Origin of the sequence: Christiangramia gaetbulicola (assembly GCF_003054225.1) — a bacterium.
GTDB classification, from domain to species: Bacteria; Bacteroidota; Bacteroidia; order Flavobacteriales; family Flavobacteriaceae; genus Christiangramia; species Christiangramia gaetbulicola.
In genome coordinates this window covers 192,544-208,625 of the sequence record NZ_QBKQ01000002.1, presented here as the reverse complement: position 1 = coordinate 208,625, position 16,082 = coordinate 192,544, and the positions used below count along the sequence as shown (strand labels likewise).

At 38.4% G+C, this 16,082-nt stretch carries 13 protein-coding genes; 4 read left to right on the top strand and 9 right to left on the bottom strand.

Annotation, left to right across the window (positions count from 1 at the left end):
• Nucleotides 1–9 precede the first annotated feature (9 nt).
• Entirely contained in the window at nucleotides 10–1,161 is a 1,152-nt protein-coding gene (locus C8P64_RS07575; RefSeq protein WP_108171474.1) for an efflux RND transporter periplasmic adaptor subunit, read from the top strand.
• A 69-nt stretch (nucleotides 1,162–1,230) separates the two neighbouring features.
• On the opposite strand, the gene C8P64_RS07570 is transcribed toward C8P64_RS07575, so the two are convergent.
• From C8P64_RS07570 to C8P64_RS07560, 3 genes are all read right to left on the bottom strand, one after another.
• Nucleotides 1,231–1,959, bottom strand: a complete 729-nt coding sequence (locus tag C8P64_RS07570; protein ID WP_108171473.1) for an MIP/aquaporin family protein — start codon at nucleotides 1,957–1,959, stop codon at nucleotides 1,231–1,233.
• A gap of 16 nt (nucleotides 1,960–1,975) precedes the next feature.
• Nucleotides 1,976–3,469 (bottom strand): glycerol kinase GlpK, encoded by a 1,494-nt coding sequence (gene glpK, locus C8P64_RS07565; RefSeq protein WP_108171472.1) that lies wholly within the window; start codon nucleotides 3,467–3,469, stop codon nucleotides 1,976–1,978.
• 61 nt (nucleotides 3,470–3,530) lie between these two features.
• On the bottom strand, nucleotides 3,531–5,108 hold the full coding sequence (locus tag C8P64_RS07560; protein WP_108171471.1) for a glycerol-3-phosphate dehydrogenase/oxidase: 1,578 nt from the start codon (nucleotides 5,106–5,108) through the stop codon (nucleotides 3,531–3,533).
• A gap of 144 nt (nucleotides 5,109–5,252) precedes the next feature.
• Between C8P64_RS07560 and C8P64_RS07555 the strand changes: the two genes are divergently transcribed.
• The gene (locus C8P64_RS07555) at nucleotides 5,253–6,023 is read left to right on the top strand and encodes a DeoR/GlpR family DNA-binding transcription regulator (RefSeq protein ID WP_108172207.1); all 771 of its coding nucleotides are present in this window, start codon (nucleotides 5,253–5,255) and stop codon (nucleotides 6,021–6,023) included.
• Nucleotides 6,024–6,033: 10 nt separating this feature from the next.
• Here C8P64_RS07555 and C8P64_RS07550 read toward each other — a convergent pair whose 3' ends face one another.
• Entirely contained in the window at nucleotides 6,034–7,134 is a 1,101-nt protein-coding gene (locus tag C8P64_RS07550) for a fatty acid desaturase family protein (RefSeq protein ID WP_245889674.1), read from the bottom strand.
• 516 nt (nucleotides 7,135–7,650) lie between these two features.
• Between C8P64_RS07550 and C8P64_RS07540 the strand changes: the two genes are divergently transcribed.
• Nucleotides 7,651–8,211, top strand: coding sequence for a helix-turn-helix domain-containing protein (locus C8P64_RS07540; protein ID WP_211307603.1), 561 nt, complete (start codon nucleotides 7,651–7,653; stop codon nucleotides 8,209–8,211).
• Nucleotides 8,212–8,465: 254 nt separating this feature from the next.
• Here C8P64_RS07540 and C8P64_RS07535 read toward each other — a convergent pair whose 3' ends face one another.
• The 5 genes from C8P64_RS07535 to C8P64_RS07515 form a co-directional block, all read right to left on the bottom strand.
• The gene (locus C8P64_RS07535) at nucleotides 8,466–9,869 is read right to left on the bottom strand and encodes a TolC family protein (protein ID WP_108171468.1); all 1,404 of its coding nucleotides are present in this window, start codon (nucleotides 9,867–9,869) and stop codon (nucleotides 8,466–8,468) included.
• The gene (locus C8P64_RS07530) at nucleotides 9,866–11,212 is read right to left on the bottom strand and encodes an HlyD family secretion protein (RefSeq protein WP_108171467.1); all 1,347 of its coding nucleotides are present in this window, start codon (nucleotides 11,210–11,212) and stop codon (nucleotides 9,866–9,868) included. Before C8P64_RS07530 ends, C8P64_RS07535 begins: the two co-directional genes overlap by 4 nt.
• Before the next feature lies 1 nt (nucleotide 11,213).
• Nucleotides 11,214–12,881, bottom strand: coding sequence for a peptidase domain-containing ABC transporter (locus C8P64_RS07525; RefSeq protein ID WP_108171466.1), 1,668 nt, complete (start codon nucleotides 12,879–12,881; stop codon nucleotides 11,214–11,216).
• A 1-nt stretch (nucleotide 12,882) separates the two neighbouring features.
• Entirely contained in the window at nucleotides 12,883–13,557 is a 675-nt protein-coding gene (locus C8P64_RS07520; protein ID WP_108171465.1) for a TetR/AcrR family transcriptional regulator, read from the bottom strand.
• Between the two features lie 243 nt (nucleotides 13,558–13,800).
• Nucleotides 13,801–14,583 carry a DUF1206 domain-containing protein gene (locus C8P64_RS07515; protein ID WP_108171464.1) on the bottom strand — a complete coding sequence of 261 codons (783 nt, stop codon included), beginning with the start codon at nucleotides 14,581–14,583 and terminating at the stop codon, nucleotides 13,801–13,803.
• Between the two features lie 287 nt (nucleotides 14,584–14,870).
• Here C8P64_RS07515 and C8P64_RS07510 point away from each other — a divergent pair, with 287 nt between their 5' ends.
• On the top strand, nucleotides 14,871–15,998 hold the full coding sequence (locus tag C8P64_RS07510) for an adenylate/guanylate cyclase domain-containing protein (protein WP_108171463.1): 1,128 nt from the start codon (nucleotides 14,871–14,873) through the stop codon (nucleotides 15,996–15,998).
• Nucleotides 15,999–16,082: the final 84 nt, after the last annotated feature.

Sequence of the window (16,082 nt, the reverse complement as noted above, 5' to 3'; positions counted from 1 at the left end):
TCACGATTTATGAATAGATATATCCTTAAACCTATACTTATATTTCCTCTGCTTCTCTTATTTTTCTCCTGCGGAAATTCTGAAGGAGATAGCGGAAACGACCAGCCTGAAGAAATAAAGAAGAATGGGGGAATAAGCCTTAGCCTTAAGCAATTTGAAAGCAGTGAAATGGAATTGGGGAAAATGCAGGAAATGATGTTCCCTCTAACTGTTCAGGCTACGGGTATAATCGATGTTCCACCAGAAAATAAAGCTATGATAAACTCCTATACGAGCGGCTATGTGAAGCAAGCTCCTTTGCTCGTAGGCGATGAAGTAAAAAAAGGGCAATTTCTACTAAGCCTGGAGAATCCAGAATACATACAGATGCAACAGGATTACCTGGATGCGATGGAACAAATGAAATATTTAAGATCTGAATATGAACGCCAAAAAACCCTTATGGATGAAAATATCACTTCAGAAAAAAATTACCTGAAGGCCGAAAGCGATTATAAACGCAACCTTTCAAAATATAATGCCCTTAAGGAAAAATTGAAAATGCTGAATCTGAATCCTGTAGCGATCGAAAATGGCAATATTTCTTCGGTGATTAGAATCTATGCTCCCATTTCTGGAGGCATCACAAAAATGAATATCAATAATGGTATGTATGTTAGCTCATCTACTCCGCTCATGGAAATCATAGACCGGGATCACCTGCATCTTGAACTGGATGTATTTGAAAAAGATATAATGAAACTTGAAAAAGATCAGGAAATTAAATTCATGATCCCCGAAGCGCAGTCAGACACTCTTGAAGGACTGGTGCATCTTGTAGGAACCTCTATAGACGGACAAAAGAGAACGGTAAAGGTACACGGTCATTTTAAAGATGAAGAAGCGAAAAGCAAGCTTGCTACAGGAATGTTCGTGCAGGCAGAGATCATTACCAATGAAAGCAGGCAAAAAGCTCTTCCAGAAAACAGCGTGGTTTCCATGGAAGATAGGAATTATGTTCTATTGCTGGAAGATCAATCAAACGGCGAATATTCATTTAGCCGAAGAGAAGTAATTACTGGCGATACATTTAACGGATTTACGATAATTAAGAATGGTGAAGACTTTGAGGAAGATGCCCGGTTTTTAACTAAAGGGACTTTTCCTTTGATCACAGAATAAATTCATTTTTAATCTAAAAGAAACCACTAAAGAGGTAGCTTTGGGAACCTTTCAATCAGCCCATATAAATCATAGTATCATAAATAATACCGCGGCCATTGAAGCACCAATTATAGGGCCTACGATAGGTATCCAGGAGTAACTCCAGCCACTGTCAATTTTCCCTTTTATTGGTAGAATAGCATGCATGATCCTTGGCCCCAGGTCTCTTGCCGGGTTGATCGCATAACCTGTAGTACCTCCCAAAGAAAGACCTATTCCCCAAACCACGAATGCAACAGGAATTGCCCCGATCGAACCTAATCCTACCGTCGTACCAGAACTATCGTTGATCTCGGCTTCAGAAAAATAAAATACACAGAAAAGAAGGACAAAAGTCCCGATTATTTCACTGAGGATATTCCTAAAATTATTAGGAATAGCAGGTTCTGTGCAAAAAACAGCTCTTTTAAGATTTCCATTTTCGGTAGCATCAAAATGATCTTTATACATGGCATACACCAGGAAAGATCCGAGCATGGCACCAATCATTTGGGCAGCGATATATGTAGGAACTTCAGCCCAGGGAAACAAACCTGCCAGGGCGAGACCAATGGATACCGCTGGGTTAATATGGGCGCCGCTATATGGACCGGCAACCACAACTCCCGCAAATACCGCAAGTCCCCAGGCGGTGGTAATACTAATCCAGCCACCTCCATTTCCCTTGGTTTTATTTAGAATGTCATTGGCCACGTTTCCTCCTCCTAAAAGGATCAATATACCGGTTCCCAGGATTTCAGCTACGAATGGAGTCATGTTTTGAGAATTTATTTTAGAGGGTTGTCCAGTGTTCCAGTGCTTTAACTGCCCTGTACCATCCATCTATTTTCCCTTGAATATCTTCTCTTTCTATCACCGGATCAAAGCGTATTTCCTCCTGCCACATCTCCTGAATCTGCTCCTGACTATCCCAGAAACCAACTGCCAGACCCGCAAGATAAGCAGCTCCCAACGCAGTGGTTTCAGTGATCTTAGGCCTTATGGTTATTGAGTCAAGGACATCTGCCTGGAACTGCATCAAAGTATCGTTCACTGCTGCACCTCCATCTACTCTAACTTCTTTGATCTGAATCTCCGAATCTGCCTGCATTGCTTTTAAAATATCCATAATTTGGTATGCAATGGCTTCAACCGATGCCCTGGCAATATGTGCATCTGTGGTTCCACGGCTTATTCCGAAAATTGTTCCCTGCGCTTTTTGATTCCAGTATGGTGCACCGAGACCCACGAAAGACGGAATAAAATAAACTCCGCCTGTATTATCTACTGAAGCCGCCAGCCATTCCACATCTGACGATCTTCTTATGATTCCGAGTCCGTCCCGCAACCACTGTACCACGGCTCCACCTATGAAAATACTTCCCTCAAGGGCGTATTGAGTTTTTCCGTTTATTCTCCAGGCCACAGTGGTTAAAAGATTGTTTTTTGAGAAAATAGGTTTCTTCCCTATGTTCATCAACATAAAACAGCCGGTACCATAAGTACTTTTAACCATTCCTTTCTTAGTACACATCTGGCCGAACAAAGCTGCCATCTGGTCTCCGGCAATACCGGCAATAGGAATTTTCGAAGCGAAAACAGTGGTCTTGGTGATGCCATAAATTTCACTGGAATCCTTTACCTCTGGCAACATACTTCTTGGGATATTGAAGAATTTGAGGAGTTCATCATCCCATTCCATGGTATTAATATTGAAAAGTAAAGTACGAGAAGCATTAGTCACATCTGTAACATGAAGATCACCTTTAGTGAAATTCCAGATGATCCAACTGTCTATAGTACCCAGGGCAAGTTCACCAGCCTCTGCTCTTTCTCTTACTCCTTCCACATTATCCAGGATCCACTGAACCTTGGTTCCGGAGAAATATGCATCGATGACCAGTCCGGTCTTTTCCCTGATCATTTCTCCATCACCGTTCTTCTTCAATTTTTCGCAATAATCTGCCGTACGTTTATCCTGCCAAACGATGGCATTATAGACTGCTTTTCCTGTTTTCCGATCCCAAACTACAACGGTTTCCCTTTGGTTGGTGATCCCGATCGCTGCAATATTTTTTCCGTTAAGTCCTTTTTTAGTGGTCGCCTCAGCAGCTACTCCTGCCTGGGTTGCCCAGATCTCATCTGGATCGTGTTCCACCCAACCCGGCTTTGGGAAATGCTGCCTGAATTCTTTTTGTGCTATAGATACGATACATCCTTTCTTATCGAAAACAATTGCCCGGGAACTGGTAGTCCCCTGGTCTAAAGCTAAAATATATTGTTCCATAGAAATTTGAATTAAGGCTCTGTAAATGAACAGAAACCGGTTATTAATTTAAGAAATCTCTTTAACTACAGGAATAGCGCCTGGCCATACCTGTAAATATTTGGATCTGTTCCTTTTCCCAGGCATCATCTTTCCCTAACTCTCCAGCTATTAAATGGGCTACGGTTGGTGCCATATCGATAGCCGCCTTAGCGTCTAGAAATAAAGCCCTCACTCTTCTGGCAAGCACATCTTCAACGGTCCTGGCCATTTCATATCGCACCGCCCAGATAACTTCAGCTTTTACAAATGGCAATCTTTTATCCAGCTTTTCTCCTAATTCAGGTTTTTCAGATATTAATTCTTCGATCATATTCCTGTCACTGCCATAGAATTGTAAATGGCCGTTTTTCTTATAATTCTCACTAGCTCCGTGTAATTTCAGATCTTTAGTTTTACATTCCTTTTTAGGAAGTTTACCCAGGGCAATAGCTTTATTGATAGTATCTTCAGCCATTTTTCTATAAGTAGTCCATTTTCCTCCTGTAATGGTGATCAATCCTGAATCTGAAACAATTATCTTATGACTTCGCGAAATCTCTTTGCTCTTTTCAGATTTATCCTTTGGAGCAGCAAGAGGTCTGAGACCGGCAAAAATGCTTTTAATATCGGCCTTTGTAGCCTGTTTTTCATTGTAATTATTAAATGTGTTCAATATAAAATCAACCTCTTTTTCCAATGGTTGGGGCTCCAGACTATCACTTTCCAGATTGGTATCTGTTGTACCTACCAGAACCTTATTATGCCACGGAATTACAAAAAGCACCCTGCCATCTTCGGTTTTTGGGATCATAATAGCATCTTCTCCCGGTAGAAAAGATTTATCAAAAACCAGATGTACTCCCTGGCTGGGAACTATAGTCTTTTTAGCATCGGGGTCTTCCATCCTCAGGATATTATCAGCAAAAACCCCGGTGGCATTAATGACCAGATCTGCTGCGATCTCGTAAGATTCCCCGGTCTCTGCATCTGTGGCCGATACACCAGCAATGTGACCATCATTATTTTCCAGGAGATCGGTGACTTTAAAATGGTTTAAAAGCGTCGCCCCTTTTTCTATACAGGTTTGGGCAATATTTATAGCCAGTCTTGCATCATCGAACTGTCCATCTTTATAGATGACTCCTCCCTGTAGCCCATCTGTCCTTAAATTGGGTAATCTTTTGAGCGTATCCTCTTTGCTGATACGTGTTGATTTTCCCAGACTCAATTTACCGGCCAATAAATCATAAGTTTTCAGCCCTAAAGTGTAGTAAATACCGTCGTACCATCTATAATTTGGAATTACGAAAGTTCTGTTTTCAACTAAATGCGGAGCGTTTTTAGAAAGTAATCCTCTTTCGTAAAGCGCCTCCATCACAAGGCCTATATCACCTTGCGCAAGATATCGTACTCCGCCATGTACCAATTTTGTACTGCGGCTGGAAGTTCCTTTAGCAAAATCCACCTGTTCCAATAACAAGGTCTTATATCCACGGGTAACACTATCCAAAGCAATTCCTAAACCTGTAGCCCCTCCTCCTATCACAATAACCTGCCATTTGGAGGTAGCCTTAAGCTGGCTAATTATAGAATTACGTGAATATATATTTGGTTTCATTAATTTTTATTTACTTTCGTTTACTTTCAAATATAATTATTTTAAGGTCATAAAGAAGATAATCGAAAGTTTTAACGACTGTTCAACTTCGATCCCTTTATTAAATTATTAAGAAACTAAAATCATTGTTATACAATGTTTTACATGGAAAGACATCAACTAATCTTAGAGAGGCTGGAAAGACAAAAGCACATAAAAGTGCTGGAGCTTTGTGACATTCTAGACGTAAGCGCGGTAACTATAAGAAAGGACTTGAAACTACTTGAAGAAAAAGGTCTTTTGTTCAGAACCCATGGAGGAGCATCCCTGGAAAACCCCTATATCAACGAAAGACCTATACAGGAAAAGGAAAAGATATCCATAGAGGAAAAATCGAGGATCGCAGAAGTTGCGGCGAAATTGATCAAACCCAATGATTCAATTATAATCGCTTCTGGTACTACCGTACAACAGCTGGCCAGGGCGATCCAGCCCAAGGAGAAATTAAATGTGATCACTTCTTCTTTTTTCGTTGCTCTCGAGCTTCTGAAACATAAAGAAATCGAGGTGATACAACTTGGAGGAAATGTCAGGCATAGCTCCAGCTCTGTGATTGGGCACTATGCCTTGCAAATTTTGAACAATATTTCCTGTAACCAGCTTTTTCTTGGCGTTGACGGAATCGACCTTGATTATGGATGTACTACAACCAGCTTGGAGGAAGCCGTTCTGAATGAGAAAATGATAAGCTGTGCACAGAGGACAACCATCCTGGCCGATTCTTCAAAATTCGGCAAGCGAAGTTTTGGAAGAATTTGCGGATTAGAACATATAGATGAAATCATTACTGATGATCGCCTGGAGAAATCGATCCAGAAGAAATTAGCCGATATAGGAATTAAAGTTACCATGGTGCCTAAACCGTCGAATACATAATAAACTCTTCCTAGGTACTACTAAAAGCAGGCTTTTTATTCCCCAACATTTTAAGCATTTTGATATGGTCCCATATCGCGCCAACAAAGGTCTTTTTTACGTGATAAGGTATGCCATATTCCCTGGCCGTCTTTTCCACTATTTTGGAGATGTTACGGTAATGCACATGACATATATTAGGAAATAAGTGGTGCTCCACCTGGTAATTCAATCCTCCAATTAACCAGGAAAATATCTTACTCCGCGGAGAAAAATTACTGGTGGTCAATAACTGATGCCTGTACCAGTCACCTTCGATCTTATTTTCATCATCGGGAAGTGGGAAATCTGTATCTGGTATTATATGTGCGATCTGGAAAACAGTGCTAACCAGAAACCCGGTTACAAGATGCATACTTATAAATGCCAGCAGAATAATCCACCAGGATAAGGGCACCATGATCAGTGGTAGAATAAGGGCGTACATGAAATACAAAATCTTCCAGCCTGCTATGGAAACTAATTCTTTTCTGTATTCGCTTTTTTTATCGATAAACCCCATGTTCTTATATCGGGTGATCCTTACAAAATCTTTCGCGGTCACCCAGAGAATAGTTGATATACCATAAAAGAACCAGACGTAGATAAATTGAAACTTATGAGTCCAGTGCCATTTGGTATTGGGCGAAAACCTAAGGAAAAATGGAGGATTAATATCATCATCGGCTCCATTCACATTTGGGTAAGTATGATGCAGCACATTATGCTGTATCTTCCATACAGATGCATTGGCACCAATTAGATTAAAGGTTAGCCCCAGGACATTATTTAGCTTTTTGTCTTTAGAATAAGAACCGTGAATGGCATCATGCATAATTCCCATCCCAATACCAGACATCCCCAGTCCGCTTATAATATACAAAGCAAACAATAGCCATACACTTGAAATAAGACCGGTATTAATTGCTATGAGCGGACCAAAAAACAGGCAAAGCATTAATATGGTTTTAGCGACCATACTGCTGTTGGCATTCTTGCTTAAATTATTCGTTTTGAAATAATTATTTACACGGCTTTTTAAGGACTTGGAAAAGGCAGTGTTTTTATTGGTAGAAAAACTTGGGGCATTCATGGCGTCATTATTTTATTAAAGCTTTTAGTTCCCACTTTTTAATAAAATAAAGTCTTCTTATTCTTTAAAAGTCAAATGTAGGATCGAGGGGAAAGGAGATTTTAAATATTATAATACAGCTTTTTGGATCATAATATCCTGAAGAAAGAGAAAGCAACATGTTTTCATTTTATATTCCTGGTCTTTGGTTTGTACGAACCAACCCGATTATCAGCGACAAAGGTTGATTTTTTAATCGAATTGAAAGACCAATCCTGTTATTTACTTCAGAAACGCAGAGTTTCCATTTTAATTCTCGTAATTTTCAGGGAATTATTACAAAGGGAAAGACTAAATTCAAGAATTCTTCAAGATCCTTATTTACATTCTGGAACGCCTAAAAAACTTAGCGTTAGAAATATCCTATAAGGTAACATAAAAATACCATAAATGGTTATAATAATATAACTATTAATTATAAAGTCTTAGCTCCCTCACTTTATCCTTTCAATTAATCCGTTAAAAATTTTATTACCCATGATTCTATATATTAAATATATGGTGAGCTTAAGATGTAAGATGGTTGTAAAGGAAGAGTTGAACAAGCTGGGCCTGAATAATATAAAGGTAGACCTGGGAATGGTTGAGATCATTGAGGAGATCACTTCAGCTCAAAAAAAAGAATTGAAAAAAAAACTGCTCCATTACGGCCTGGAGTTACTGGATAATAAAAGGAATATTCTAATAGAAAAGATCAAATCTGTGGTCGTGGAGATGATACATCATTCCAGGGAGCTACCTAAGATTAATTTTTCAGATCATCTTAGTAATGAACTGGGATATGATTGTACCTACCTGTCCAACATATTTTCTGAAGTAAAAGGGATCACCCTACAGCAGTTTATCATCATACATAAGATCGAGCGGGTAAAGGAACTTTTGCTTTATAACGAATTGAGCCTAACCGAGATATCTTACTTATTAAATTATAGCAGCGTCGCTCATTTATCCAATCAGTTTAAAAAAATCACGGGTCTCACCCCCTCTTATTTCAAAAAAATTAAAAAAATGCGAAGTAAAAATCTCGAAGACCTGTGATTTATGTAAGTTTAAAAGTGTCTTATGTAAGCTATAACCTTATAATTTACTGATATTGCACCTCCAAGCCATTGTATAAACGATTTAATTTGGGGAGTAGATGGAGTAATTGTAGGAAATTTTTCATCTGCGTTTAAAGGTCTTATGAAGTAAAATCATAGGACTTTTTTATGTTCCAGAATTGAATTCCTCTCAACAATTTTTTTGCACTTCTTTGAAGGCCTTGCAAATCTAACTGAATTCTTAATTAGACCTTATTGAATATCAACAGAAGCAGCTGTGTTCTTAAACAGTTCGGCTTTGCTCTTAAGCAATTTTTGATTCATCTGGATCTCTTTCAATTTTGCTGAAATAAGCTGATTTTCCCGGCTATTAATTAAGAAAAGGGAACTTTCTCCCAATTCGAACTTTCGCTCTTCAGCATTCATCATTGTGGCATAATCCCTAACCAATTCACTGATCATGACGTTTTGATCTGCCAGGGCCTGTATCTCGTTCTGTAATGCCTTCAGATCGTTCAGTATCTTTAAACGCGCATTAGCCAGGTCCAGCTCGGCATTGTTAAGTTCCAGTTTAGCCAGTTGCAGCTCTCCTCTTTCTTTTCTAAGAAATAGTGGAAAACTGAATTTCATCCCGAATTTATAATCCCGGTTATTTAAAGTATTGATATCATCTGCAGTATCCGTCAGAAAATTATATTGCAGGTCTAATTTTGGTAATAATTTATTCGCCCTGAATTTCTTTTCGATTTCAAGCATATCGATATCGTAAGCCAGAGATCTAACCTTTGGATGCTCTGTAATATCGATACCAAAAGCGATCTCATCTATTCTCAAGGTTTCAGAAACTTCCTCCTGAATATCGTTTTGCGGGATCACTTCAGCAGTAAGTTCCAGGGGAATATTGTCCTCTGCCCAGATAAAAGTAGACAGGTTCAATCTTGAGTTTTTTAGCTCCAGTTCACTTTGAGAGAGATCTATCCTTCTGTTTTGTATGCTTAAACCAGCTTCTACCGTGTCTATTGCAGGTTTATCCCCTACCCTGTACTGATTCTTTACTCCGCCCAGACGCATTTCTGCATTCTGCAGGAAATTTTGAAACAATTGATATTTCCTGTAATTAGCATACCATTCAAAATATGCCAGGGATGCTTTATACAGCACTTCGGTAACCTGAAGCTGTCTTTTTAACCTGGACTGATCACGATATATCTTAGCCTGTTTCAAAGAGGCCATTCTTTCACTCATAAATAATCCATCGGCTACATTCAGAGTTACTCCTGCCGAATAAAGCCCGTTCTCTGGAACGGTATTTTGTGGATTAAGATAGACTCCTGAATTATCCTCAAATTTCGCATTGAATTCAAGACCATACCAGGTTGGTATCTTAAATGCTGAGCTGAAATTACTATAGTAATCTGTAGACTTATAATTTTTCGTGGAATAATCTGCCTCGATCTTGGGATCGAAACTACCCCTGGCTTTCAGTAATTTCATCTCTCCCTCATCCAGTAAAAGATTGGCCTGTTTTACCAGGGGATGAAACTTCTTTACCATGGCAATATACTCGGTGTAGCCCAGGGCAAGACTATCTGTACTCTGAGCAAAACTTCCGGTAGAAGAAATTACAAAAGCTAGTATGATGAATATTCTTCTCATTTTTCTGCCATTTCTTTTCCTTCCGGAGTGTAATAATTAGGCGGGAAGCCGTTCAGCTGTCGCCATATTTCGTACCAGATAGGCACATCTTCCAGAAGAGCTAAAGTATTTGCGCCAGAACCAACCCGAACCGCTGTCGGCCACGGATGATCATCTTCATCCTGAGCCAGCAATACCCTGTATTTTCCATTCGGACTTATAAAGTTTTCAATGGCTACGATCTCTGCCCCGTAAGTACCATAAGAAACGTTAGGCCAGCCGCTAAAAACGATCGCCGGCCATCCGTCAAACCTTATTCTAACCTTTTCACCAATATGCAACAAAGGAAGATCAATAGGCTCTACAAAGGTTTCTACAGCCAGTTCGTATTCAGAAGGCATGATTCCCACCAAAGGATCTCCTTCTTTAAAAGTCTCTCCTAATCCAGATTTTATGGCTTTGTTGATATACCCAGATTGTGGTGCCCTGATGTAATAGAGATCATTACGCATCTGGTAACTGGTAAATGAGCTTTCCAGTTTTGAAACGTCGGCTTCAGTCTGGAACATATCACTTTCAGCCGTAGCTCTATCACTCCTGGCTTTAGAGATCTTTTCTCCATATTCAGCATCGATCCTGTTCAATTCGATTTCAGCATTGATAATATTGTTCCGGCTATTCAAAAGTTTATTTTCCTGTGAAATAAGTTTTGCCTGGGATTCCTGTAATTTCAATCGCTTTTCTTCCAGATCGGTCAGTGACTTCAAGCCTTCTTCATTTAGTTGCTTGATACGATTGAATTGTCTCTCTGCAATTTCCAGATTGATCTTAAATGCTTCAAGATCTATACTATCACTTTCAGCCTTCAGAATACTTTGTTTCAGTTTATTCCTTGCCTGCTCTAGCTTAAGATTTTTTTCTACCTGTAAAGCACCAATCTGGCTACCAAGGGAACTAATCTTATTTTCATAAGAATTTAAAGAACGCTTTTTGGAATTTACCTGGTCACCGGTTCTTTCAGCTAGTTGTGGATCAAAATATTCATTCTTTATCTCAGATATAAAAAGAATTGTATCTCCTTTTTCCACAAAATCACCCTCGTTTACGTACCATTTCTCAATTCTCCCGGGAATAGGAGATTGTATGGTTTGTGGTCGTTGTTCTGGGGTAAGTGTAGTTACAGATCCGGTACCGGAAACAGTTTGCGTCCAGGGCAGAAAAACGAAAATAACCAGAAAGACCGCAAATATTTTCAAAAAACGGTTTAGGTACTTATAATGAGAACCTCTAAGCACCTTTTTACCGGCCTCAAACTGGCCGAGATCAACTTTTTCGTGCAATGTATTATTTGTGATATTCAGCATCTTATTTACCGTTATTTACTAATTTGCCCTGCTCGATATGCAGAATCCTGTCACAATATTTTTCCCATTTCTTTTCTTTACTACTCACGATTATAGACCATGGATTTTCCGGACTAAAAAGGAAATCAAGGATCTTATCCTCTTCTTCCGGATCTAATTGGTCCAATGGATCGTTAAGGATCAATAAAGAAGGTTTCCTTACAATACTTCTGGCAAGTAGTATCTTTCTACTTACCGAATAAGGTATCTGCAATCCTTCAGGATGTATTACGGTATTAAGTCCTTTAGGTTGCTGCTTGACAAAATCTGATAACCCGGTTTTTTCGAGTGCCCATCTTATATCCTGTTGAGAAATACTTTTATCTCCGAAGGTCAGATTATCCAGTAAAGTACCTTCAAAAGGACTTTCCTCGGAAAGAGACTGCCCCAATAACGCCCTGTAATGATTCAGTTTTAAACTTTTAAGGGAAATATCATTGATAAAGATCTCTCCCGAAGTCGGCCGAATTAGTCCCGCAATAAGCCTCAATAATGTTGATTTTCCAGCTCCGTTTTTTCCCCTTAAAAGAATCTTATCACCCGGACTTATCTTTAAATCTATCCCATTAATGATCTCTTTGCCATTAAATCCATTGTAAACAATATTATCAAGCTCTATATGCAAAGGCTCATTATTTGAAAACGGCTGTTCCCCGTCCTGATCTTCTAATTGCTTGTCTACGACCTGTCCAAGCTTTTCGAGCGAAGTAAGTACATCGTAAAAAGACTCAAGGCCAAGAATCATTTTTTCAACAGAACCGATGATCAAAAGAATAATAATTTCTGCCGCAACGAATTGCCCGATGTTCATCTGTTGATTAAGAACCAGGATACCTCCAATCAAGAGCAGACCCGCAGTCACCAGGACCTTGAAACCGATCATCTGAATGAACTGTAATTTCAAGATCTGGAAATGGCTTTCCCGGGCATCAAGATAATCACTTACCATGCGATCATTTTTTGTGATCGCATGATTCGTTCTTCCGGAAACTTTAAAACTTACCAGGGTTCTGGCTACTTCCTGTATCCAGTGGGCGATCTTATATTTATGCTTGGATTCTATGATACTCGTATCCAGTCCTTTTTTCGCGGTGATCTTGAATACTATATAAATAAGCAATACCAGCAACAATCCGTAAAGGATAAAGAAAGGATGGTAAAGGGATAAAAGAATGATACCAAGAACTACCTGGGTCAAGGCTGCTGGAAAATCAAGCATTACCTTGGTCAAACCTTTCTGAATCGTAAGAACATCAAAGAATCGGTTAGCTAATTCTGGCGGATAAAAATTCTTAAGTTCATCCATTTTGATCTTCGGAAAGCGGTAAATGAATTCGAAAGAAGCCCGGGTAAAAATTTTCTGCTGAATATTTTCCAGAATCCTAATCTGCATCAACTGAAGAATTCCCACAAAAGCAACTCCCAGGGTCACCAGCACTACCAGCACTATCCATGAGGTAGAAATACGGGCTCCCTGCATAAGGTTTACAATAGCCTGAATACCCAAAGGAACAGATAAACTAACCAGCCCCGAGAAAATAGCATAGTAGAAGATCTGCAGGAAATCTTTCTTTTCAAGTTTTAATAATCCAACAAAACGTCTCCAGGGTGAAAGTGTATTTTCCTTCATCTTAACTCTTGATTATACTGTTTACCATATCCTTGAAATATTCTGTTGGCGTAATTTTATCGTTACAATCGGTGATGGATGTAAAATGTTCTCTAAGAAAATGCTGATGCAGCGTTCCTTCTATTATGGTACTTGCCAGACTAGCCGGATAAGGATATGAATCGTTTACTGCAGAAAGCATCTCTGAAAGCCTTTTTACCAGACGTTTGTAAATTGAAAAATATCCGTCCATGTTCTCCTCGTCCACCTCTTTGGTTAAATAAGATTTCGAAGATTCATTCACGATGATGTTACTTAAGGCAACTTCATTGATATGACCAAATTGGGAGTCTTCTTCAACAGGTTTTGTAATCACCTCTATTGCCCTGTTCAGTTTTTCCAGATCGTCTGAAATACTATGGGTTGCAAATACCAGTTGATATTCTTTCCAACCCCAGAACCAGGAAGTGATATACACCAGGAATTTATGCTTATTTTCAAAATATCTGTAGATCGAACTTTCATTGGATTTTATCTCTTTTCCCAGTTTTCTGAAAGTAAAATTCTCAAAACCTATATCGTCTATCAATAAAATACCATGCTCTACGATCCGCTTTCCAAGGGCCGTAGATTCGGGATCTTTAAGATATATCCTGTCACTTACAGATATTTTTATATCCTGTAGAAGATGTTTCATACTTCCAATTTTATTTCAAAAATAATAGTATTACATTATTAAATAATAGTATTACTATTATTTTAACATATTTTTCGGTCTTGTTTTTAGCTTAAAATTACCCGGAAGTCGTTTTAGACAGCCACTATTTCTGGAAAATTGAGCGAACACTATTAAAGAAAAAGGCAATTTGATTAAACAAAATAAGAAAGCCTGTCGATGCATTCATCAACAGGCTTTATATTTTGGTTTGTTTAAAAATTATTATCTAAGGCTGGCAACACTAATTGCTGGATGCTTTGCTTTAATGAACATATATATTCCATAACCTACAAAACCAAGAGCTACAATTCCCAGTACAAAAGATCCAAATTCGTTCTGGATATAACTGAAGGCATCGGTCTGGGTACTTACTTTACTACCACTGGCCAAACCAGATTTTAGAGTAAGATAAGCCATTAGACCAATCACCACACCTCTTGCGGTATGTCCAAACTTTCCGGCATTTATCAATAGCTTTTGTTCCTTTTGATCGAGCCCTGCTTCTTCCACCTCTTCTCTGAATTTATTAGAATATGCACGGTACAGGTCATATAAAGCTTTTATGGCCATACCAATCCCAATAATTATAGCGATTGTATCACCATTAGAACCAGACATTAAGGATCCCATCATAGAACCTGAACTACCAGAGCTGCTTCCGAAAGCAAGTTTGAAAGCATAAAATGCAAAACCTCCATAAATTAGTCCACTAATAAAATAAGCAACTCTTTTCGCATAACCTTTAGCATTATCTTCCAGTCCTTTTGGATTGGCGAAAACCTGGTACATTCTCCAAAAAACATATCCAAGTAATCCAATTCCCAGGATCACTAACAAAATCTGCCCATAAGACTGTTGGGCTAAATATTGTAATGCTCCTTTAGATCCTGTTTGCTGCCCACCCTGCCCGAAAGCAGCTAGTGCCGTAAGTACTCCGATTAAAGAATATACAGCTCCTTTTGCAGCCATACCAAATCTTGCAAAATTCTCTTTTTTATTACTCATTTTATTGATTTTTGGTTGATTATCTCTAGTAAAGTTATTGGATTAAGGATTTTTGTCTAATTAATTAGAAAAACTTTATGCTAATTTTAGCTAAATCTGGAAGATTTAATAAATTTGATTCTCCTTTTAAGACAAGCTTTAACCTACCAGCTGCTATATAATTTTCATTAGATCATTTATCCGTTTCGATATTTGTACCAAATAAAAGATGTGATCTAACGGTACATCCTGAAAAGAGATACTCGAAACTCATTTCTTCTAATTATTCATGGCTGTGATATTATATTATGCGCTTACGTCCAAAAATAAAGGTTCAACTATTTTTAGTCCTTGGTATCACCTTGTTCTGGATTGGTAGCGGTGCATTCATGGCTTTTTATAAATGTGTGAACTATATACCTGCTACCAACGAGTTCGCCTTTATAGTTCCAAACCATCTTAGTTTTATTCAATTTTTATTGATCAATATTATAGGACCAGCCGTAGGCGGTTTTATTGGCGGGAGTATTCTTGTATTCTATCTAAGTGAAAGTTTAAGAAGAAAAAGTTACTGGTATTATATGCTTATAAACTTTTTGTTCTTTATAGGTTTTATTCTATTTCTAAATACCCTGGTCCCATATATTTTCTATTACCGGGAAGAAATAGCAAATGCCGAAAGGCCGCTGCGTAAAGCTCTCGACCTTCTTATTCTAAGTCCGTATGCAATTAGAAACGTGGTCACCTGGCTTATCATAGCCTGGATGACCATACAGGGACTGAATATTTATGAAAAATACACACCTTCTACACTGATCTCCTTATTCCTTGGTCGTTTTCACAGGCCCCATGAAGTTGAGAGAATATTCATGTTTCTAGATCTTTCAAATTCAACAAGCATTGCGGAGAAACTAGGACATATCAAATTCTTTGACCTGCTTAAAGATTTTTTTAGTGATATGACAGATCCTATTTTGAATTCCCAGGGAGAGGTTTACCAATATGTTGGTGATGAGATCGTGATCTACTGGCCGGTAAAAAGATCTGTAATAAAGCATATGCAACCTATTGCCTGTTTTTTTAGAATCGAAAAAAGCATTCAGGATAGAAGTGAATATTACTTAAAGGAATACGAAATCATACCTTTATTTAAGGCCGCTATACATAAAGGCCATGTAGTTGTTGGAGAAATGGGTGCCATAAAAAGAGAAATTGTCTTTTCTGGGGATATATTGAATACTACTTCCAGATTAATGGAACAATGCAGCATCTTCAAGCAGAAATTGATCATTTCTAACGAAGTTGCAGAACTAATCCCTAAGGATAAAAAGCAGAAATATGTACTCCTACATCTGGGCGAAATGGCCTTAAGAGGCAAAATGAATAAATGCCATCTTTACGGAGTAGATCTTAAGGATCAAAAATTAAATGTTTAAATCCTATGCTTTGAAAAACGTAATAACGAGTATTAGAAAAACGCTAATTAAAAAGATCACAAATTTCACCTGATCTTCTCTTTT

Excerpts from the sequence above, each read along its gene's own strand:
- C8P64_RS07540 (WP_211307603.1), top strand. The coding sequence starts at position 7,651 with ATGATTCTATATATTAAATATATGGTGAGCTTAAGATGTAAGATGGTT.
- glpK (WP_108171472.1), bottom strand. The coding sequence starts at position 3,469 with ATGGAACAATATATTTTAGCTTTAGACCAGGGGACTACCAGTTCCCGG.
- C8P64_RS07560 (WP_108171471.1), bottom strand. The coding sequence starts at position 5,108 with ATGAAACCAAATATATATTCACGTAATTCTATAATTAGCCAGCTTAAG.
- C8P64_RS07555 (WP_108172207.1), top strand. The coding sequence starts at position 5,253 with ATGGAAAGACATCAACTAATCTTAGAGAGGCTGGAAAGACAAAAGCAC.
- C8P64_RS07570 (WP_108171473.1), bottom strand. The coding sequence starts at position 1,959 with ATGACTCCATTCGTAGCTGAAATCCTGGGAACCGGTATATTGATCCTT.
- C8P64_RS07520 (WP_108171465.1), bottom strand. The coding sequence starts at position 13,557 with ATGAAACATCTTCTACAGGATATAAAAATATCTGTAAGTGACAGGATA.
- C8P64_RS07525 (WP_108171466.1), bottom strand. The coding sequence starts at position 12,881 with ATGAAGGAAAATACACTTTCACCCTGGAGACGTTTTGTTGGATTATTA.
- C8P64_RS07575 (WP_108171474.1), top strand. The coding sequence starts at position 10 with ATGAATAGATATATCCTTAAACCTATACTTATATTTCCTCTGCTTCTC.
- C8P64_RS07535 (WP_108171468.1), bottom strand. The coding sequence starts at position 9,869 with ATGAGAAGAATATTCATCATACTAGCTTTTGTAATTTCTTCTACCGGA.
- C8P64_RS07515 (WP_108171464.1), bottom strand. The coding sequence starts at position 14,583 with ATGAGTAATAAAAAAGAGAATTTTGCAAGATTTGGTATGGCTGCAAAA.
- C8P64_RS07530 (WP_108171467.1), bottom strand. The coding sequence starts at position 11,212 with ATGCTGAATATCACAAATAATACATTGCACGAAAAAGTTGATCTCGGC.
- C8P64_RS07550 (WP_245889674.1), bottom strand. The coding sequence starts at position 7,134 with ATGAATGCCCCAAGTTTTTCTACCAATAAAAACACTGCCTTTTCCAAG.
- C8P64_RS07510 (WP_108171463.1), top strand. The coding sequence starts at position 14,871 with ATGCGCTTACGTCCAAAAATAAAGGTTCAACTATTTTTAGTCCTTGGT.